Annotated in this window: 21 protein-coding genes; 7 read left to right on the top strand and 14 right to left on the bottom strand. The window is 71.6% G+C overall.

The window, feature by feature from the left end:
* Positions 1 to 39: 39 nt before the first annotated feature.
* The 4 genes from kdpC to kdpF are packed head-to-tail and all read right to left on the bottom strand — an operon-like array spanning position 40 to position 4,524.
* Complete coding sequence (gene kdpC, locus ACGFWJ_RS15190) at positions 40 to 657, bottom strand: K(+)-transporting ATPase subunit C (RefSeq protein WP_392949322.1); 618 nt, start codon at positions 655 to 657, stop codon at positions 40 to 42.
* Between the two features lie 18 nt (positions 658 to 675).
* Entirely contained in the window at positions 676 to 2,772 is a 2,097-nt protein-coding gene (gene kdpB, locus ACGFWJ_RS15185) for a potassium-transporting ATPase subunit KdpB (protein WP_392949320.1), read from the bottom strand.
* The gene (kdpA, locus tag ACGFWJ_RS15180; RefSeq protein ID WP_392949318.1) at positions 2,772 to 4,433 is read right to left on the bottom strand and encodes a potassium-transporting ATPase subunit KdpA; all 1,662 of its coding nucleotides are present in this window, start codon (positions 4,431 to 4,433) and stop codon (positions 2,772 to 2,774) included. Before kdpA ends, kdpB begins: the two co-directional genes overlap by 1 nt.
* A 1-nt stretch (position 4,434) precedes the next feature.
* A complete protein-coding gene (kdpF, locus tag ACGFWJ_RS15175; RefSeq protein WP_043915087.1) occupies positions 4,435 to 4,524 on the bottom strand; it encodes a K(+)-transporting ATPase subunit F in 90 nt (29 codons plus the stop codon).
* Between the two features lie 284 nt (positions 4,525 to 4,808).
* On the opposite strand from kdpF, the gene ACGFWJ_RS15170 reads away from it, so the two are divergent.
* Positions 4,809 to 5,195 carry a hypothetical protein gene (locus ACGFWJ_RS15170; RefSeq protein WP_392949316.1) on the top strand — a complete coding sequence of 129 codons (387 nt, stop codon included), beginning with the start codon at positions 4,809 to 4,811 and terminating at the stop codon, positions 5,193 to 5,195.
* A complete protein-coding gene (locus ACGFWJ_RS15165) occupies positions 5,192 to 5,317 on the top strand; it encodes a hypothetical protein (RefSeq protein WP_392949314.1) in 126 nt (41 codons plus the stop codon). Before ACGFWJ_RS15170 ends, ACGFWJ_RS15165 begins: the two co-directional genes overlap by 4 nt.
* Positions 5,318 to 5,334: 17 nt before the next feature.
* On the opposite strand, the gene ACGFWJ_RS15160 is transcribed toward ACGFWJ_RS15165, so the two are convergent.
* From ACGFWJ_RS15160 to ACGFWJ_RS15150, 3 genes are all read right to left on the bottom strand, one after another.
* Complete coding sequence (locus tag ACGFWJ_RS15160; RefSeq protein ID WP_392949312.1) at positions 5,335 to 6,168, bottom strand: NAD-dependent protein deacetylase; 834 nt, start codon at positions 6,166 to 6,168, stop codon at positions 5,335 to 5,337.
* A 129-nt stretch (positions 6,169 to 6,297) separates the two neighbouring features.
* On the bottom strand, positions 6,298 to 6,636 hold the full coding sequence (locus ACGFWJ_RS15155; protein WP_392949310.1) for a hypothetical protein: 339 nt from the start codon (positions 6,634 to 6,636) through the stop codon (positions 6,298 to 6,300).
* Positions 6,629 to 7,168 (bottom strand): universal stress protein, encoded by a 540-nt coding sequence (locus ACGFWJ_RS15150; protein WP_392949308.1) that lies wholly within the window; start codon positions 7,166 to 7,168, stop codon positions 6,629 to 6,631. Before ACGFWJ_RS15150 ends, ACGFWJ_RS15155 begins: the two co-directional genes overlap by 8 nt.
* Positions 7,169 to 7,353: 185 nt before the next feature.
* On the opposite strand from ACGFWJ_RS15150, the gene ACGFWJ_RS15145 reads away from it, so the two are divergent.
* Entirely contained in the window at positions 7,354 to 7,800 is a 447-nt protein-coding gene (locus tag ACGFWJ_RS15145; protein ID WP_392949306.1) for a universal stress protein, read from the top strand.
* 265 nt (positions 7,801 to 8,065) lie between these two features.
* On the top strand, positions 8,066 to 8,740 hold the full coding sequence (locus tag ACGFWJ_RS15140) for a Crp/Fnr family transcriptional regulator (RefSeq protein ID WP_014136744.1): 675 nt from the start codon (positions 8,066 to 8,068) through the stop codon (positions 8,738 to 8,740).
* A 156-nt stretch (positions 8,741 to 8,896) separates the two neighbouring features.
* Here the strand turns inward: ACGFWJ_RS15140 and ACGFWJ_RS15135 are convergent, their stop codons facing one another.
* The 5 genes from ACGFWJ_RS15135 to ACGFWJ_RS15115 all read right to left on the bottom strand — a co-directional run bounded on the left by ACGFWJ_RS15135 (position 8,897) and on the right by ACGFWJ_RS15115 (position 11,565).
* Positions 8,897 to 9,718, bottom strand: a complete 822-nt coding sequence (locus ACGFWJ_RS15135) for an MBL fold metallo-hydrolase (RefSeq protein WP_392949303.1) — start codon at positions 9,716 to 9,718, stop codon at positions 8,897 to 8,899.
* The gene (locus ACGFWJ_RS15130) at positions 9,715 to 9,909 is read right to left on the bottom strand and encodes a hypothetical protein (RefSeq protein ID WP_387639171.1); all 195 of its coding nucleotides are present in this window, start codon (positions 9,907 to 9,909) and stop codon (positions 9,715 to 9,717) included. The genes ACGFWJ_RS15135 and ACGFWJ_RS15130 overlap by 4 nt, the downstream gene beginning before the upstream one ends.
* A 95-nt stretch (positions 9,910 to 10,004) precedes the next feature.
* Positions 10,005 to 10,847 carry an NUDIX hydrolase gene (locus ACGFWJ_RS15125; RefSeq protein WP_392949301.1) on the bottom strand — a complete coding sequence of 281 codons (843 nt, stop codon included), beginning with the start codon at positions 10,845 to 10,847 and terminating at the stop codon, positions 10,005 to 10,007.
* Positions 10,848 to 10,942: 95 nt separating this feature from the next.
* Positions 10,943 to 11,407, bottom strand: a complete 465-nt coding sequence (locus ACGFWJ_RS15120; protein ID WP_387639176.1) for a RidA family protein — start codon at positions 11,405 to 11,407, stop codon at positions 10,943 to 10,945.
* Positions 11,408 to 11,409: 2 nt separating this feature from the next.
* Positions 11,410 to 11,565 carry a DUF4177 domain-containing protein gene (locus ACGFWJ_RS15115; RefSeq protein WP_014136749.1) on the bottom strand — a complete coding sequence of 52 codons (156 nt, stop codon included), beginning with the start codon at positions 11,563 to 11,565 and terminating at the stop codon, positions 11,410 to 11,412.
* 248 nt (positions 11,566 to 11,813) lie between these two features.
* On the opposite strand from ACGFWJ_RS15115, the gene ACGFWJ_RS15110 reads away from it, so the two are divergent.
* Complete coding sequence (locus tag ACGFWJ_RS15110) at positions 11,814 to 12,824, top strand: ArsA-related P-loop ATPase (protein WP_392949456.1); 1,011 nt, start codon at positions 11,814 to 11,816, stop codon at positions 12,822 to 12,824.
* Positions 12,821 to 13,966, top strand: a complete 1,146-nt coding sequence (locus ACGFWJ_RS15105; RefSeq protein WP_392949298.1) for an ArsA family ATPase — start codon at positions 12,821 to 12,823, stop codon at positions 13,964 to 13,966. The genes ACGFWJ_RS15110 and ACGFWJ_RS15105 overlap by 4 nt, the downstream gene beginning before the upstream one ends.
* A gap of 37 nt (positions 13,967 to 14,003) precedes the next feature.
* Here the strand turns inward: ACGFWJ_RS15105 and ACGFWJ_RS15100 are convergent, their stop codons facing one another.
* Entirely contained in the window at positions 14,004 to 14,327 is a 324-nt protein-coding gene (locus ACGFWJ_RS15100; RefSeq protein ID WP_380487904.1) for a WhiB family transcriptional regulator, read from the bottom strand.
* A gap of 400 nt (positions 14,328 to 14,727) precedes the next feature.
* Between ACGFWJ_RS15100 and ACGFWJ_RS15095 the strand changes: the two genes are divergently transcribed.
* Positions 14,728 to 17,034: a transglycosylase domain-containing protein gene (locus ACGFWJ_RS15095; RefSeq protein WP_392949296.1), complete on the top strand. Its 2,307-nt coding sequence runs from the start codon at positions 14,728 to 14,730 to the stop codon at positions 17,032 to 17,034.
* 83 nt (positions 17,035 to 17,117) lie between these two features.
* Here ACGFWJ_RS15095 and ACGFWJ_RS15090 read toward each other — a convergent pair whose 3' ends face one another.
* Positions 17,118 to 17,573: a GatB/YqeY domain-containing protein gene (locus ACGFWJ_RS15090; RefSeq protein WP_387639184.1), complete on the bottom strand. Its 456-nt coding sequence runs from the start codon at positions 17,571 to 17,573 to the stop codon at positions 17,118 to 17,120.
* Positions 17,574 to 17,684 lie beyond the last annotated feature (111 nt).

The raw sequence follows: 17,684 nt of genomic DNA, 5'->3' as shown, positions 1-17,684 counted from the left end.
GAGCGCCCGGGTCGGCCTGCTTCGGTAAGGGACGCATCGTCACTTCAGGTCGGCGACCGCACGGTTGAGCAGCACCACGTTGACGCCGCCCTGGCCGAGGAAGCCGAGCGAACGGCCGTCGGTGAACTCGCCGATCAGCCGGTCGAGTTGCTCGGGGCTGACGCCGCGGGCCCGGGCGACGCGCTGGACCTGTTCCTTGGCGTACGCGACGGAGATCTGCGGGTCGAGTCCGGAGCCGGAGGCGGTCAGCGCGTCCGGGGGGACGCTCGCCGGGTCGACGCCGTCGAACGCGGCGACGGCGGCGCGGCGCTCCTCGACGGCCTTCAGCAGGTCGTCGCTGTTCGGGCCGAGGTTGGACGCGCCGGAGGACTTCGGGTCGTAGCCGACGGCGGACGGGCGGGGCTGGAACCACTTCGGGTCGGGCTGCGCCTGCTCGTTCGGGTCGTCGGGGTTCTGTTTGGGCAGGTCGAAGCTCTGGCCGAGCAGGCTGGAGCCGATCTCCTTGCCGTCGTTCTTCACCACCGAGCCGTTGGCCTTGGCGGGGAACGCGAGTTGGCTGATGCCGGTGATCAGCAGCGGGTAGGCGATGCCGAGGATCACGGTCATCACCAGCAGCATCCGCAGCGCGGTGAGGTGGGTGCGCAGGAAGGTGGGCATGTCTCGTTCTCCTCTCTGTCAGCTCAGGCCGGGGACGAACTGGACGATCAGGTCGATGGCCTTGATGCCGACGAACGGCACCACCAGGCCCCCTATGCCGTAGACCCCGATGTTCCGGGACAGCAGCGAACTGGCGTCGGACGGACGGTACTTGACGCCGCGCAGGGCGAGCGGAATCAGGCCGATGATGACCAGGGCGTTGAAGATGATCGCCGAGGTGATCGCGGAGGTCGGGCTGTGCAGGCCCATGATGTTCAGGTGCCGCAGGCCGGGGTACACGCCGGCGAACATCGCGGGGATGATCGCGAAGTACTTGGCCACGTCGTTGGCGATCGAGAAGGTCGTCAACGCGCCGCGGGTGATGAGCAGTTGCTTGCCGATCTCGACGATCTCGATCAGCTTGGTCGGGTTGGAGTCCAGATCCACCATGTTGCCGGCCTCCTTGGCCGCCATGGTGCCGGTGTTCATCGCCACGCCGACGTCGGCCTGGGCGAGCGCCGGGGCGTCGTTGGTGCCGTCGCCGGTCATCGCGACCAGCTTGCCGCCCTCCTGCTCCTTGCGGATCAGGGCCATCTTGTCCTCGGGGGTGGCCTCGGCGAGGAAGTCGTCGACGCCTGCCTCCTGGGCGATCGCCCGGGCGGTCAGCGGGTTGTCGCCGGTGATCATCACGGTCTTGATGCCCATCCGGCGCAGCTCCGCGAAGCGCTCGCGCATGCCCTCCTTGACCACGTCCTTGAGATGGATCACGCCGAGCACCCGGGGCGGCCGTTCGCCCTCGCGGTCGGCGACCACCAGCGGGGTGCCACCGGCGGCGGAGATCCCGTCGACCAGCTGCGCGACCTCGGGGCCGACCGAACCGCCGTTGCCCGTCACCCAGTTGGCGACCGAGGCGGCCGCGCCCTTGCGGACCTCGCGGCCGTCCCCCTCGGGAAGGTTGACGCCCGACATCCGGGTCTGTGCGGTGAACGGCACCCATTCGGCATGCGCCAACTCGCCCTGGGCGCGGGCCCGCAGGCCGTACCCGGTCTTGGCGAGCACCACGATCGAGCGGCCCTCGGGGGTCTCGTCGGCCAGCGAGGACAGCTGCGCGGCGTCCGCGAGTTCCTCGACGCTCACGCCCTCGGCGGGCTGGAACTCGGCGGCCTGCCGGTTGCCGAGCGTGATGGTGCCCGTCTTGTCGAGCAGCAGGGTGTTGACGTCGCCGGCGGCCTCCACGGCCCGGCCCGACATCGCCAGCACGTTGCGCTGCACCAGCCGGTCCATGCCGGCGATGCCGATCGCCGAGAGCAGCGCCCCGATGGTGGTCGGGATCAGCGCCACGATCAGCGCGACCAGCACCACGGTGGGCTGCGGGGCGCCCGCGTACGTCGCCATCGGCTGCAGGGTGACCACCGCGATCAGGAACACGATGGTCAGCGAGGCCAGCAGGATGTTCAGCGCGATCTCGTTCGGCGTCTTCTGCCGGGCCGCGCCCTCCACCAGGGCGATCATCCGGTCGATGAAGGTCTTGCCCGGTTCGGAGCTGATCTTCACCACGATCCGGTCGGACAGCACCTTGGTGCCGCCGGTGACGGCCGAGCGGTCGCCGCCGGACTCGCGGATCACCGGCGCGGACTCGCCGGTGATCGCCGACTCGTCGACGCTGGCGATGCCCTCGACCACGTCGCCGTCGCCCGGGATGACCTGCCCGGCCTCGACCACCACGTGGTCGCCGAGCCGCAGCGCGGTGCCCGGCACCTCCTCCTCGGTCTGCTCCGCAGGCCAGTTGACGAGACGTCGGGCCATGGTGTCGGACTTGGCACGGCGCAGCGTGTCGGCCTGTGCCTTGCCGCGGCCCTCGGCGACCGCCTCGGCCAGGTTGGCGAACACCGTGGTCAGCCAGAGCCAGACGGTGATCGCCCAGGCGAACACCGACGGGTCGGCGATCGCGGCGACGGTGGTGACCACCGAGCCGACCTCGACCACGAACATCACCGGGTTCTTCACCATCACCCGGGGGTCGAGCTTCTTCACCGCGTCGGGCAGCGAGGCGAGCAGCAGCTTCGGATCGAGCAGGCCCGCGGAGACTCTGTGCGGCGCCTGTTCGGGGGCCGCCGGTTCAAGGGTGGTGGACATCAGTGGAGACCTTCTGCGATCGGCCCGAGGGCCAGGGCCGGGAAGTAGGTGAGGCCGACGACGATCAGCACCACACCGGAGAGCAGTCCGACGAACAGCGGCTTGTGGGTGGGCAGGGTGCCCGCGCTCGCCGGGACGGGCTGCTGCTTGGCCAGCGAGCCGGCCAGTGCCAGCACGAACACCATCGGCAGGAACCGTCCGAACACCATCGCCAGGCCCAGCGCCGTGTCGTACCAGGTGGTGTTCACGGTGATGCCGGCGAACGCCGAGCCGTTGTTGTTCGCGGCCGAGGTGAACGCGTACAGCACCTCGGAGAAGCCGTGCGCCCCGGAGTTGAGCATCCCGGCGCGCTCGCCGGGCAGGGCGATCGCGGTGCCGGCGCCGATCAGCACGATCGCCGGGGTGGTGAGGATGTACAGCGAGGCGAACTTCATCTCCCGGCCGCCGAGCTTCTTGCCCAGGTACTCGGGGGTGCGGCCGACCATCAGACCGGCCACGAACACCGCGACGATCGCCAGGATCAGCATGCCGTACAGGCCGGAGCCGGTACCGCCGGGCGCGATCTCACCGAGCATCATGTTGAAGATCGTCAGACCGCCGCCGAACGGCGAGTACGAGTCGTGGAAGGAGTTCACCGCACCCGTCGAGGTGAGCGTGGTGGACGCCGCGAACAGGCCGGAGGCGGCGATGCCGAACCGCTGTTCCTTGCCCTCCATCGCGGCGCCGGCCGCCTGCAGGGCGCTGCCGGCGTGCTGGTGCTCGAAGAAGGTCATCAGCGACGCCGAGGCCACCCAGAACAGGCCCATCACCGCGACGATCGCGTAGCCCTGCCGGTGGTCGCCGACCATCCGGCCGAAGGTGCGCGGCAGCGAGAACGCGATCACCAGCAGCAGGAACACCTCCACCAGGTTGGTGAAGCCGCTCGGGTTCTCGAACGGGTGCGCCGAGTTGGCGTTGTAGAAGCCACCGCCGTTGGTGCCGAGCAGCTTGATGACCTCCTGCGAGGCCACCGGCCCGCCCGGGATCGCCTGCTGACCGCCAGTCAGCGTGCCGACCTCGTGGAAACCGTGGAAGTTCTGCACCACGCCGTTCGCGGCCAGCACCAGCGCGAACACGATCGCGATCGGCAGCAGCAGGCGCAGCGAGATCCGGGTCAGGTCCACCCAGAAGTTGCCGACCCGGTCGGTGCGGTTGCGGGTGAAACCGCGGATCAGCGCCGCGACCACGGCGATGCCGACGGCCGCGGAGACGAAGTTCTGCACCGCCAGGCCCGTCATCTGCACCAGGTGGCCCATCGCGGACTCGCCGCTGTACGACTGCCAGTTGGTGTTGGTGGTGAACGAGATCGCGGTGTTCCAGGCCTGGTGCGCCTCCATCTCGGGCACGCCCAGGCTCAGCAGCAGGTGCGTCTGCAGCCGGATCAGCCCGTACAGGAACAGCACCGACAGCGTCGAGAACGCCAGCACCGACCGCAAGTACACCGGCCAGCGCTGGTCGGCGTCGCCATCGACGCCGACCAGTCGGTACAGGGCCTTCTCGGCTCTGAGATGTTTCGCGGACGTCAGCAGCCGCGCGATGTAGTCGCCCAGCGGCCGGTAGCAGAGAGCCAGCGCACCGACCAGGGCGATCGCCTGGAGCCAGCCGGCAAGAGTGGCACTCATGTCAGAACTTCTCCGGGTGGATCAACGCGAGAACGAGGTAACCGACCAGCGCGGCGGCGACGATGAGACCGACGATGTTCTCCGCGGTCACAGCTTCTCCACCCCCCGCGCGATCAGGGCGATGACGGCGAACACGGCGACCGTGACACCGACATAGATCAGATCCGACATGGCATCCACCAAGGTGGCTCGGGACAACGGCCTGCGTATCTCGCCGGCCCTCAGAGCCAATCAGCGAAGCCGCCCGCATTTACGGTCCCTGACGCCCCCCATACGGGTGGTTCCCCAGCCTTGACGCCCCCTTGACGCCCCACCTCCGGGCCCGTGGGTGTGGGTCCGGCCCGGTAGCCTCACAACAGAGGAGAGGAGCCAGTCATGGGCCAGGCCGCGTCCGAGGAGACGGAGCTCATCCCCCGGCCGGACAAGACCCCGGCCGCGCTGAAAGCCGCGCTGGCCGTGGTCGCGCCCGACCGGCTCCCGGAGATGATCGAGGGCCGGACCGGAGCCATGGCCGAGGCCATCGCCACCGCCACCGCCACCGCCACCGCCACCGCCACCGCCACCGGCAGCGTCCAGCCCATCCGCTCCTTCGTCGCGCACTGGGCTGCCGTGCTGGAGATCGAGCGCCTCCCGGCGACGTCCCGGGCCTACCACCGGTCGAACTACCTCGCCAACCACGCGGCGAGCATCGAAGAGTGCCGTCGGCACGCCGTCACGGTCGCCGAGCTGTACCGAGCCGCGTTCGCGGCGGTGAACGAGTGAGCTGGAGCCGGGAGTATCCGCCCGACGCCGAACACGTCACCGGCGGGCTGCTCACCCACTACGTCGTGCCACGGCTGAAGCTCGTCGCGATCTGCCAGCTCACCGCGCCAGTGGCGGCGTGAGCCCGGGCCGCTCGGGGCTACGCGCCGAGTCGCTCGGCCAGGGCGGTCAGGGTCTCGCCGAGGGGGCGGTCGAGGTGGAGGGTGGCGAGGTCGTCGGCGCGGGTGGGGCCCTGGTTGATGATGGCGACGGGTTTGCCGGCGTTCGCGGTGCGGCGGACGAAGCGGAGGCCGGAGAGAACGGCCAGGGAGGAGCCGAGGACGAGCAGGGCGCGGGCTTCGTCGACCAGGCGGTAGCAGTGCTCGACGCGCGCCTTGGGGACGTTCTCACCGAAGAACACCACGTCGGGTTTGAGGACCCCGCCGCAGCGGGCGCAGTCGGCGACGGTGAAGGACGTCACCAGGTCGTCAGGGAGTTCGACGTCGCCGTCCGGGTTGATGCGTGAACCGGCGTCCCGGAAGGCGGGGTTGAGGGCGGCGAGGCGTTCGTCGAGTTCGGCGCGGGGACTGATCGCGGCGCAGGAGAGGCAGATCACCCGGTCGAGGCCGCCGTGCAGTTCGACGGCGTCGGTGGTGCCCGCGGCGCGGTGCAGGCCGTCGACGTTCTGGGTGATCACCGACGCGAGCGGTCCGGCGGCGCGCAGCCGGGCCACCGCGAGGTGGCCGGCGTTCGGGCGGGCCCCGGCGATCACGGCGCGCCCGGCGTGGCTGCGCGCCCAGTAGCGGCGGCGGGCCGGCTCCCCCGCCAGGAACTCCTGGTACGTCATCGGCGCCCGGTGCCGTCGGATCCCGTCCGGCCCCCGGTAGTCCGGGATCCCGGACTCGGTCGACAGCCCGGCACCGCTCAGCACCGCCACGCCACCCCGGGCGAGCAGCCGGGTGAGCGCGGGCAGGCCGTCCTCGTGCGCGGTCATACGTCCATTGTGGACGCCCGCACAGGCGAGCGGCCCGGGAAGTGCCCCCACGCACCACCCGGGCCGCCCCGTTCGCGGCCGAGCGGGCCCCCACAGCCCGAACTGCCGCCGTCTCCTTTGTACTTGTGCTCACTTCCGGGGGCGCACCCGGCCCCGCGGGAGGGCGGCGAGCAGGGCCGCCGCGGTGAACAGCGCGAGGTGGCCGGCCTCGGGGCCGGGGCCGGCCCAGCCGATCTCGGCGTAGCGGTGTTCGGCGAAGCCGTTGTGGAAGAGCCAGGCCGCCAGGCCGACGAGCGGCGCGGCGGCGGGCCGGGAGCGGGTGCCGAGGGCGGCGCACCCGGCGGCGAACGCGGTGAGGGAGAACCAGCCGGCGCGCAGTTCGCCGAGCGGTGCGAGCGTGAGCGCGGTCGCCGCGCCCAGCAGCAGGGCCACCGCGCCGGACAGTGCGACGGGCAGCCGATCAGGCACCGCCGGACACCGCCACCAGCCCGCGCAGCTCCGCGTCGAGGGCCCGGGCGGCGAACAGGCGTCCGCTCACCTCGTCCAGGGCGGAGGCGAGTTCGGAGCGCGGGACGACCAGCACGGGGCAGTTCGCCCGGCGCACGCAGTACCCGGGGACGGAGCCGCGCAGGCCGCGGTGCAGCCAGGAGCCGGACGGGCCGAGAACCAGCAGGTCGCCGGGCCGGTCGGCGGCGGCCAGCAGGGCGGGGGCGGTCCGGCCGCGGACGGTGCGGGCGGTGAGCGGGACGCCGGGGTCGGTGCCGCCGAACGCCTCGGCCATCGCCTCGGCCAGCGTGGTCGCGGCCAGTTCGCGCACCGCCGACATCAGTGGCGGGCAGGGCGAGCGGCGGTGGCCGAACTCGCCGCTCGGCGGCTCCCAGGCGTGCAGGGCCAGCACCTCGCCGCCCAGCCGCCGGGCCTCGGCCACCGCGCGGTGCACGGCCGCCAGGCTGCCGAGCGATCCGCTGACCCCGACCACGATGCGCGGCCGCTGCTCCATCACGTCCTCCGTCCGGAATTCGCGGGCCCCGGCGGGGCCCGCAGGCACCAGCAGATCGCGCCGCAGGCCGCCCCCGGCCGTCCTTGACGGCTCCCTGACGCCCGCGGCCGGTTTCCCAACGCCGCCCTGACGCCCGGGCCGCCGCCGGCGGCGTTCACTGAAGGAGGGGGACGAGGAGGCCGGTCATGGAACCGAACGAGACCCATGTGGTGGTCGGTGTGGACGGCTCGCCGGACAGCCTGGCCGCGCTGCGCCGGGCCGCGATGGAGGCGGCGGTGCGCGGCGCCGTGCTGGTCCCGGTGCTCGCCCGCCGCCCGTCCGACGCGGTGCCCGCCCGCGCCGCCGGGCTGCTGCTGGACGCCGCGTTCGACGCCGCGCTCGGCGGCTGGCCGGGCGACGTGCTGGTCCGCCCCACCGTGGTCACGGGAGCGGCCGGCCCGGCCCTGGTCGCGGCGGTCACCGGCCCGGCCGACCTGCTGCTGCTCGGCACCCCGCACCGCCACTGGCCGCACCCGCACGGCGACCACACCGCGCGCCACTGCCGCGGTCACGCCCCGTGCCCGGTGCTGACCGTCGCCGCCCCGGCGACCGGCACGACGGCCGCCAACTCTCTTGCCAGAAAGCCGAGTTGACTATATCGCCGGAACCGGATCGACTGCTCCCGGAAGCCCCTTTCAGCGCCTCCCCGGGAGTGAACCGATGCACGCCACGCTGTTCCGCCAGGTCCGCCCGACCGGCGACACGCCGCCGGACCCAGGCCGCCGCGACCGTCACTCCAAGTGCGCGAATGGCCGCGTAGGCCGCACCCGGCACACCCCCCTCCTCATATGATCGGAGCGACATGCGTCATCCTTGGTGGTGAATAGCACTGCCCATGACACCAGCAGGAGGAAGCTCGTGGACGACGTTCTGCGGCGCGCCGCGCTGTTCGCGGCACTCGACGACGACCAGGCTGCCGAGCTCCGCGCTTCCATGACCGAGGTGACGCTCGCCCGTGGCGAGTCGCTGTTCCACGAGGGCGACCCGGGCGACCGGCTGTACGTCGTGGTCGAGGGCAAGGTCAAGCTGCACCGCGCGTCCCCGGACGGCCGCGAGAACATGCTCGCCGTACTCGGCCCCTCCGAGATGATCGGCGAACTCTCGCTGTTCGACCCGGGCCCGCGCACCGCCACCGCCACCGCCCTCACCGAGGTCAAGCTCCTCGGCCTCGGCCACGGCGACCTGCTCCCGCTGCTGCACGCCCGCCCCGAGGTCTCCATCGCGCTGCTCCGCGCGATCGCCCGCCGCCTGCGCCGCACCAACGACGTGATGTCCGACCTGGTCTTCTCCGACGTGCCCGGCCGCGTCGCCAAGGCCCTGCTCGACCTCTCCCGCCGCTTCGGCGTCCAGTCCGACGAGGGCATCCACGTCGCCCACGACCTCACCCAGGAGGAACTGGCCCAGCTGGTCGGCGCCTCCCGCGAGACGGTCAACAAGGCCCTCGCCGATTTCGCCGGCCGCGGCTGGCTCAAGCTGGAGGCCCGCGCGGTCGTCCTGCTGGACGTCGAGCGCCTGTCGCGGCGCTCGCGGTAGTACTCAGCTGCGAGATCGCGCCCACGTGCAAGTGATTGCTCGGGGCGCGATCTCGCTGTTGTCGCCTTCCGCTTCGCGCAGTTCCGCCCCCTCGCTTCGCTGGGGGGTACCCCCAGCGCCCCTGTTTTCGCGCCCGCCTGCGTTTCGCGACCCGCCTCAGATGAGGCCGTGCTCCTCCAGGTACGTGAGCTGCGCCCGCACCGACAGTTCCGCCGCAGGCCACAGCGCGCGGTCCACGTCCGCGTACACCCGGGCGACCACCTCGGCCGCCGTGCGGTAGCCCGCCTCGACGGCGGTTTCGACCTGGGCGAGCCGGCCGGCCCGGTGGGCGAGGTAGTAGTCGACGGCGCCGAGTGCGTCCGCGAGGACGGGGCCGTGGCCGGGCAGGACGGTGCGGACGCCGTGTTCGGCGGCCATCGCGTGCAGGTGGCGCAGCGAGGTCAGGTAGTCGCCGAGCCGCCCGTCGGGGTGGGCGACCATGGTGGTGCCGCGGCCGAGGACGGTGTCGCCGGTGAGGATCGCGCCGTCGGCGGGCAGGTGGAAGGTCAGCGAGTCGGAGGTGTGCCCGGGGGTGGCGACGACGCGCAGGTCGAGGCCGCCGATCTCCAGCCGCTGGCCGCCGTGCAGGCCTTCCTCGCCGAGTCGCAGGGCGGGGTCGAGGGCGCGTACCGCGGTGCCGGTGAGTTCGGCGAACCGGGCGGCGCCTTCGGCGTGGTCGGCGTGGCCGTGGGTGAGCAGGGTGAGGGCGATGCGTTTGCCCTGCTGTTCGGCGGTGCTGACGACCCGTCGCAGGTGGGTTTCGTCGAGCGGGCCCGGGTCGACCACGACGGCGAGGTCGGAGCCGGGTTCGGAGAGCAGCCAGGTGTTGGTGCCGTCCAGCGTCATCGGGGACGGGTTGGGTGCGAGCACGCACTGGGCGCGTGGGGTGGCGGCCCCGCCGACGTGGTCGGCGGGGTCGCCCGGAAGCAGACCGCTCACGCGGCGTCCGCCTCGGCCCGACTGAGTCGTCGCAGCGGGAGCGGCCGCACCAGTGCCCGGGCGGGCAGCTCGCGGACCAGCAGCCGGGTGGTGGTCGCCGCGGGCGCGGGCGCGTCGCAGGCCGCGGCGCGCGGGGTGACGGTGCGGGTGGGCATGGCCGAGGTCCGGCGAGCCACGTCGTTGTGAGTCATCGGAGGTCTCCTTCCGGGGTGTACGCGGTCGGTGCTGTCGCAGCCAAAAGGCGCTGGTCGGCGCGGCTTTTGCCGAGCTTCCCGGGGGAAGGCTCTCACGCCGGGAACACGCCGTCGACAGTCAGTTCGTCATACCCGGGCCAGCGCACCGTCATGCGGTCCCCGGCCAGCTCGGCGCGCCCCAGGACCGGGGTCACCTTGCGGTCCGCGGCGGCGGTCAGTACCTCGGCGGCGCTGGGTACCGGCGTCAGTTCGCGGAGCACGGTGACGGTGGGCGGCATCATGCCGAACCGGCCTTCGTGGAAGCCGGCCACCGCGTCGGCGGGTGTCATCCAGCTGACCCGGTCGGCCTCGCCGACGGTGTCGGCGGCGGCCTGCCCGGCCGGCAGGGCGGCGACGAAGAACCAGGTGTCGAAGCGGCGTTCCTCGAACTCGGGGGTGATCCAGCGCGCCCAGGCGGCCAGCAGGTCGCTGCGCAGCACCAGGTTGTGCTGTCCCAGGAAGTCGGCGAGGGACAGCTGGTGGGACTCCAGCGCGGCGCGTTCCTCGGCCCAGTCGCCGGGTTCGACCAGGGTGCGGTCGTCGGGGCCGGCCAGCAGTACGCCGGCCTCTTCGAAGGTCTCCCGGACGGCGGCGCAGACCACCGCGCAGGCGGTCGGCTCGTCCACGCCCAGGCGCTCGGCCCATTCCGCGGTGCTCGGGCCGGCCCACGGCGGGCGTACCTCGCGGTCGCGCGGGTCGACCCCGCCGCCGGGGTAGGCGTACATGCCGCCGGCGAAGGCCATCGTGGTGCGCCGGCGCAGCAGGTACGCCTCGGGGCCGGTGGCGCCGTCGCGCAGCAGCACGACGGTGGCGGCGGGCCGGGGCGCGGCGGGGGTGAGTTCCCCGGTGGCCAGGGCGCGGATTCGGGCGGGCCAGGACGGCGGCATCTCGGGCATGTTCACGGATGTTAACGGCCGTCGACCCGGGCGGACAGGCCCCAACGCGAGGGGCCCGCCACCGCATTGCGGCGACGGGCCCCTGGGCAGTGCGATCAGTCGCGGAAGCGGACCATCAGCTCGACCTCGACCGGCGCGTCCAGCGGCAGCACGGCCACGCCGACGGCGCTGCGGGCGTGCACGCCCTTGTCGCCGAAGACCTCGCCCAGCAGTTCGCTGGTGCCGTTGACCACGCCGGGCTGGCCGGTGAAGTCGGGGGCGGAGGCGACGAAGCCGACCACCTTGACGACCTGCTCGACCTTGTCGAGGTCGCCGATCACGGACTTGATCGCGGCGAGCGCGTTCAGCGCGCAGATCCGCGCCAGGTCCTTGGCGTCCTCCGCGGTGACCTCGGCGCCGACCTTGCCGGTCAGCGGCAGCTTGCCGCCGACCATCGGCAGCTGTCCGGAGGTCATCACGTAGTGGCCGGTGCGCAGCGCCGGAACGTACGCGGCGACGGGGGCCGCCACCTCGGGCAGGGTCAGCCCGAGCTCAGCGAGCTTCTGCTCTACCTTGCTCATGACTACTCCTTCTCGCGCTTCAGGTACGCGACCAGCTGCTCCGGGTTCGGCCCGGGGACGACCTGGACGAGCTCCCAGCCGTCCTGGCCCCAGGTGTCGAGGATCTGCTTGGTGGCGTGCACGAGCAGCGGCACGGTGACGTATTCCCACTTGGTCATGGGGGTGACTCTAGCCGCCCGGGCCGGTGTGAGGTGGGACACAAAGGGGCCACCAATCGCCGGGGCGGCCGGGATGGTCCCGTCATCCGGAGCGCGCGCTCGTTACCCTCGCGGTGAGGGGTGCCCGTGGGGTCCCCCCGGCAGGAGCAGGCAGCGACGGACGGAGAGCGGGCGTGGCGGGCAGCAGCGGTACGGCGGGGCCGACCGGGCAGGCGTCGCCGCGGGAGCCGGACTGGGAGGGCGTCAGGCTGCACGTGGTCAGCGGAAAGGGCGGCACCGGCAAGACCACGCTGGCCGCGGCGCTGGCGCTGGCGCTGGCCGCGGAGGGCGGCCGCACCCTGCTGATCGAGGTGGAGGGCCGGCAGGGCATCGCCGAGCTGTTCCAGATCGCCGCGCTGCCGTACGAGGAGCGCCGGGTGGCGACCGTGACGCCGGCTCAGCTGGGTCTGCCCGGCAAGGGCCACGGCGAGGTGCACGCGCTGGCCATCGACACCGAGCAGGCGCTGCTGGAGTACCTGGAGATGTTCTACAAGCTGGGCCGGGCCGGGAAGGCCCTGCAGAAGGTCGGCTTCGTGGACTTCGCCACCACCATCGCCCCCGGCGTGCGCGACGTGCTGCTCACCGGCAAGGCCTGCGAGGCGGCCCGCCGCAAGGGCCCGGACGGCCGGCGGGCGTACGACGCGGTGGTGATGGACGCCCCGCCGACGGGCCGGCTCACCCGCTTCCTGAACGTCAACTCCGAGGTGGCGGGCCTGGCCAGGTTCGGCCCGATCCACACCCAGGCGCAGGCCGTGATGCGGGTGCTGCGCTCCCCGGAGACGGCGGTGCACTTCACCACCCTGCTGGAGGAGATGCCGGTGCAGGAGACGGTGGACGGGATCGCCGACCTGCGCGAGGCCGGGCTGCCGGTCGGCGGTGTCCTGGTGAACATGGTGCGTCCGCCGATACTGGACGCGGCGGCGGTGGAAGCCGCCCACGGCGACCACCGCGAGGAGGTGGCGCTGGCCCTCGGCGAGGCCGGCCTCGGCGGGCGTTCGCGCAAGCCGGAGACCGTGCGGGCCGCCGTGGAGCCGCTGCTCGACCCGCTGCTGGAGCAGGCCCGGGAGCACGCCGAACGGGTCGAACTGGAACGCGCCCAGCGCATCGACCTTCAACAACTGCGCCTGCCCAGTTACGAGTTGCCACTGCTCGGCGAGGGCATGGACCTGGCCGGCCTGTACCGGCTGGCGGGCGAACTGAAGCGGCAGGGAGCGGCATGACCGGGCTGGACATCGACACCCTGATCGACGACCCGGAGACCCGGATCGTGGTCTGCTGCGGCTCCGGCGGCGTCGGCAAGACCACCACCGCCGCGGCGATCGGCCTGCGCGCCGCCGAACGCGGCCGCCGCGCCGTGGTGCTGACCATCGACCCGGCTCGCCGGCTCGCCCAGTCGATGGGCCTGACCGAGCTCGACAACACCCCGCGGGTGGTCAAGGGCACCCGCGGGAACGGCGAACTCCAGGCGATGATGCTGGACATGAAGCGGACCTTCGACGAGGTCGTGCTCGCCCACGCCGAACCCGAACGGGCCCGGGCCATCATGGAGAACCCGTTCTACCAGTCGCTGTCGGCCGGTTTCGCGGGCACCCAGGAGTACATGGCGATGGAGAAGCTCGGCCAGCTCCGCGCCGAGGACCGCTGGGACCTGATCGTCGTCGACACCCCGCCGTCCCGCTCCGCGCTGGACTTCCTGGACGCCCCCACCCGCCTCGGGTCCTTCCTGGACGGCAAGGTGATCCGGCTGCTCACCGCCCCCGCCAAGGTCGGCGGCCGCTCCGCGATGAAGTTCCTGAACGTCGGCATGGGGCTGATCACCGGCACCCTCGGCAAGATCTTCGGGGCCCAACTGCTCACCGACGTGCAGATGTTCATCTCCGCGACGGACTCGATGTTCGGCGGCTTGCGGGAGCGCGCCGACCGCACCTACCAGCTACTGAAGGCCGACGGCACCGCGTTCCTGGTGGTCGCCGCGCCCGAGCGCGACGCGCTGCGCGAGGCCGCGTACTTCGTCGACCGGCTCGCCGCCGACGCCATGCCACTGGCCGGGCTGGTACTCAACCGGGTGCACACCAGCGGCGCCCAGCAGCTCACCTCGGAACGCGCGCTGGCCGCCGCCGAGGCGCTGGAGGAGAACGGCACCGCCACCTCGACCGTCGAGGCCGAGACCCTGGCCGCCGGACTGCTGCGCCTGCACGCCGAACGGATGCAGGTCATGACCCGGGAACGGCGCACCCGCGACCGCTTCGCCTCGGTCTACCCGGACGTGCCGATCGTCGAGGTGCCCGCACTGCCCGGAGACGTCCACGACCTGGACGGACTGCGGGCCATCGGCGACCGCCTCGGCTCCCCCGCCGAGTGAGCCGACGACCCACCGCACCGCCCTGCTTGACGGAGCGTCAGCCCGCCTGGGCGTAGTCCCGCAGGACCACCCCGGTGGCCAGCGACTCCTCGTACTCGGTGCGCGCGGTCTCCAGCAGCCTCCGCCAGGACCCCACGGTCGGCCGCCGGCGCAGCAGCGCCCGGCGCTCGCGCTCCGTCATTCCGCCCCACACGCCGAACTCGACACGGTTGTCGAGCGCGTCCGCGAGACACTCGGTGCGCACCGGACAGCCGCTGCACACCGCCTTGGCGCGGTTCTGCGCCGCCCCCTGCACGAACAGTTCATCCGGATCACTCGTGCGGCACGCGGCCTGCACGCTCCAGTCGTCCACCCAGCCCATCCCGGCGCCGTCCTCTCCCGATTCGGGGCTCCCCCACGGCGGCAACGGCATATTCACCGTTGCCAGTTGAGGACGTTACGGAAGAACGACACAACGCAACAGCCCCTGTCGGCCCAATCTCGAATGACCCGATCGGACTATGGGTGTCCGACAGCTCACTCGTTGGAGTGATTGCAGGTCGCGGGCCTTGCGGGGGCCGAATGGTGCGTTTTCGTCACGGTGTGCAACAGCGGCCCGCCGTGCAGCCGCCTGAAAGTGGCTCAGAATGCCCCGAATCGGACAAAGCTCATCACTCACAAGAGTGACGGTGATGAGCAGAGCGAAGCTGTCGCAGTTCTGTGACAAGCGTAGGCGAACACCTGCCCCCCTGTACGGGATTCCGCAACGTAGGGTTCTCCCCATGGCAGCTACCCGATCCGAGGGCACCGCACTGGACAAGGCAGGGCTCGGCGTCAAGTTCCTGGGCAGCGCCGTGCTCGCAGGCATCCTGGTCGCCGGCATGGCCCTGCCGGCCGTCGGCGCGTTCGGCCTGACGGCCAAGGACACCGCCGAATCGTTCGACAACATCCCGGACGACTTCAAGACGCCCACGCTCTCGCAGGTGTCGATGATCTACGACGCCAAGGGTGGCCTGATCGCCAAGGTCTACGACCGCGACCGCACCATCCTCACCAAGGAGCAGATGGCGCCGATCATGCGCCAGGCCCAGGTGGACATCGAGGACAACCGCTTCTACGAGCACGGCGCCGTCGACCTCAAGGGCGTACTGCGCGCGGCCACCAAGAACGCGGAGTCCGGCACCACCGCCCAGGGTGCCTCCACGCTCACCCAGCAGTACGTGAAGAACGTCTTCGTCGAGCAGGCCGGCGACGACCAGCAGGCGTTCCTGGAAGCCACCAAGAAGAGCATGGGTCGCAAGATCCAGGAGCTCAAGTACGCCATCAAGCTGGAAGAGGACCTGAGCAAGGACCAGATCCTCACCAACTACCTGAACATCACCTTCTACGGCCACCAGGCGTACGGCATCGAGTCCGCCGCCAAGCGCTACTTCAACAAGAGCGCCAAGGACCTCACCCTCCCCGAGGCCGCGATGCTGGCCGGCCTGGTGCAGAACCCCTCGGCGTACGACCCGATCACCCACCCGCAGGCCGCGCAGACCCGCCGCAACACGGTGATCAACAAGCTGCTGGAGTACAAGCACATCTCGCCGGACGAGGCCAAGGCCGCGATCGCCGCCGACCTGGGCATCAAGTACACCGAGCCGCAGAACGGCTGCATCACCGCCAGCAACGGCATGGGCTTCTTCTGCGACTACGTGCGCCACGTGATCAAGCAGGACCCGGCGTTCGGCAAGACCGCCGCCGACCGGCAGAAGCTCTGGTCGCAGGGTGGCCTGAAGATCAACACCACCATCGACCCGGACAAGCAGCAGGCCATGAACAAGGCCGTCACCAAGAAGGTCAACGTGACCGACAAGGTGTCCGCCGCCGGCACCATGGTCAAGCCCGGCACCGGCGAGATCCTCGCGATGGCGCAGACCCGCCCGTACGGCCTGGACGAGTCCAAGAAGCAGACCGTCCTCAACCTGAACGCCGGCGCGGCCATGGGCGGCGGCAACGGCTTCTCCCCCGGCTCGACCTTCAAGCCGATCCTGGCCGCGGCCGCCCTGGAGAACGGCGTCCCGCTCAGCCAGGAACTCTCCTCGCCGAACAAGATGGAGTACCCCCGGGTCTCCACCTGCCAGGGCACCTGGAACGACACCTCCAAGCCCACCGTGCAGAACGAGTCCGAAAAGGAAGTCGGCCCGTACAACATGACGGTCGCCATGCAGAAGTCGGTCAACACCTACTTCGTGCAGCTGGAGCAGCAGACCGGCCTGTGCCCGATGAAGCAGATGGCCGACAAGCTCGGCGTCGGCACCCTGGCCAACGGCAAGGCGCTGCAGGAGGTCCCCTCCATGGTGCTCGGCACCCAGGAGGTCAGCCCGCTCCAGATGGCGTCGGTCTACGCGTCCTTCGCCGCCCGCGGCGTGTACTGCTCCCCGATCGCGCTGACCTCCGTGGTCACCAGCGACGGCAAGAAGCTCGACGTGCCGAAGGCCAACTGCAACCAGGCGATGTCCCAGTCCACCGCGGACAACGTCAACAGCCTGCTGATGGGCGTGACCGAGAAGGGCACCGGTTCCTCCCTCGGCCTCGACGACGGCCGCCAGATCGCCGGCAAGACCGGTACCACCGACGAGCGGTACGCCGCCTGGTTCACCGGCTACACCCCCGACCTCGCCACCTCGGTCTGGCTCGGCGGCGTCGGCGGCAACGTGTCGATGAAGAACATCACCATCGGCGGCAAGTACTTCTCGGCGGTCTACGGCGCCGACGGCCCCGGCCCGATCTGGCAGATGGCCATGAACGACGCCCTGGACGGCACCCCCGTCACCAGCTTCAAGAACATCGTCACCACCCCGCCCGCGACCACCACCCCGCCCGCCACCGACAACCCCGGCGACCCCTCCGGCGACAACGCCGGCGCGACCACCGGCGGTGGCAACGGCAACGGTGGCGGCAATGGCGGTGGCAACGGCGGCGGCAACGGCGGTGGCGGCAACAACGGCGGCACCACCGGCTTTCCGACCGGCGGCCTGACCACCGGCGGCTTCTCCTTCCCGCCGCCCACCGGCGGCAACAGCGGCAAGCCCGGCCGCCACTGACCGCGCCCCGCACACACTGAAGCCGCCCGCCCGGAGATCGTCTCCGGGCGGGCGGCTTCAGCAGTTGTAGGGGCAGCCGAGGGTCAGCCGGCCAGTGCGGCCTTCACCGCGGCGGCCACCCGGCCGCCCTCCGCCTTGCCCTCGACCTGCGGACGCACCAGCTTCATCACGGCGCCCATGCCCTGCGGGCCGCTCGCCCCGGACTCCGCCACCGCGGCGGCCACGATCCCGGCCAGCTCCTCGTCCGTCAGCTGCTTCGGCAGGTACGCGTCCAGCAGCTCGCCCTCTGCCCGCTCGCGCGCCGCCTGCTCCGTGCGACCGGCACCCTCGAACGCCTCCGCGGCCTCGCGCCGCTTCTTCGCCTCCTTGCCGATCACCTGAAGCACCTCGGCGTCGGACAGCTCGCGCTTCTGCTTGCCCGCCACCTCCGCGCTCGTCACCGAGGCCAGCGTCAACCGAAGGGTGGACGAGCGCAGCTCGTCCCGTGCCTTGATGGCAGCCGTCAGGTCCTCGTGCAGCTGCTCCTTGAGCGTCGTCATGCCGCCGATTCTGACACCTGTCACGCCCCGACGCCGCCCCATTACCTGCCGGTTCGTGCTGACGACCCGTCACCCTCCGGCGTCCCCCGGGCGCTTGCCCGTCTTTTCGAA

This window comes from Kitasatospora sp. NPDC048407 (assembly GCF_043200475.1).
GTDB lineage: Bacteria > Actinomycetota > Actinomycetes > Streptomycetales > Streptomycetaceae > Kitasatospora.
The sequence above is the reverse complement of the archived record's forward strand: the minus strand, read 5'-3'. Positions and strand labels throughout refer to the sequence as shown.

Bases quoted from the DNA above. Each gene is read 5' to 3' on its own strand.
- kdpC (WP_392949322.1), bottom strand. From the start codon at position 657: ATGCCCACCTTCCTGCGCACCCACCTCACCGCGCTGCGGATGCTGCTG.
- kdpB (WP_392949320.1), bottom strand. From the start codon at position 2,772: ATGTCCACCACCCTTGAACCGGCGGCCCCCGAACAGGCGCCGCACAGA.
- kdpA (WP_392949318.1), bottom strand. From the start codon at position 4,433: ATGAGTGCCACTCTTGCCGGCTGGCTCCAGGCGATCGCCCTGGTCGGT.
- ACGFWJ_RS15170 (WP_392949316.1), top strand. From the start codon at position 4,809: ATGGGCCAGGCCGCGTCCGAGGAGACGGAGCTCATCCCCCGGCCGGAC.
- ACGFWJ_RS15160 (WP_392949312.1), bottom strand. From the start codon at position 6,168: ATGACCGCGCACGAGGACGGCCTGCCCGCGCTCACCCGGCTGCTCGCC.
- ACGFWJ_RS15150 (WP_392949308.1), bottom strand. From the start codon at position 7,168: ATGGAGCAGCGGCCGCGCATCGTGGTCGGGGTCAGCGGATCGCTCGGC.
- ACGFWJ_RS15145 (WP_392949306.1), top strand. From the start codon at position 7,354: ATGGAACCGAACGAGACCCATGTGGTGGTCGGTGTGGACGGCTCGCCG.
- ACGFWJ_RS15130 (WP_387639171.1), bottom strand. From the start codon at position 9,909: ATGACTCACAACGACGTGGCTCGCCGGACCTCGGCCATGCCCACCCGC.
- ACGFWJ_RS15125 (WP_392949301.1), bottom strand. From the start codon at position 10,847: ATGCCCGAGATGCCGCCGTCCTGGCCCGCCCGAATCCGCGCCCTGGCC.
- ACGFWJ_RS15120 (WP_387639176.1), bottom strand. From the start codon at position 11,407: ATGAGCAAGGTAGAGCAGAAGCTCGCTGAGCTCGGGCTGACCCTGCCC.
- ACGFWJ_RS15115 (WP_014136749.1), bottom strand. From the start codon at position 11,565: ATGACCAAGTGGGAATACGTCACCGTGCCGCTGCTCGTGCACGCCACC.
- ACGFWJ_RS15105 (WP_392949298.1), top strand. From the start codon at position 12,821: ATGACCGGGCTGGACATCGACACCCTGATCGACGACCCGGAGACCCGG.
- ACGFWJ_RS15100 (WP_380487904.1), bottom strand. From the start codon at position 14,327: ATGGGCTGGGTGGACGACTGGAGCGTGCAGGCCGCGTGCCGCACGAGT.
- ACGFWJ_RS15095 (WP_392949296.1), top strand. From the start codon at position 14,728: ATGGCAGCTACCCGATCCGAGGGCACCGCACTGGACAAGGCAGGGCTC.
- ACGFWJ_RS15090 (WP_387639184.1), bottom strand. From the start codon at position 17,573: ATGACGACGCTCAAGGAGCAGCTGCACGAGGACCTGACGGCTGCCATC.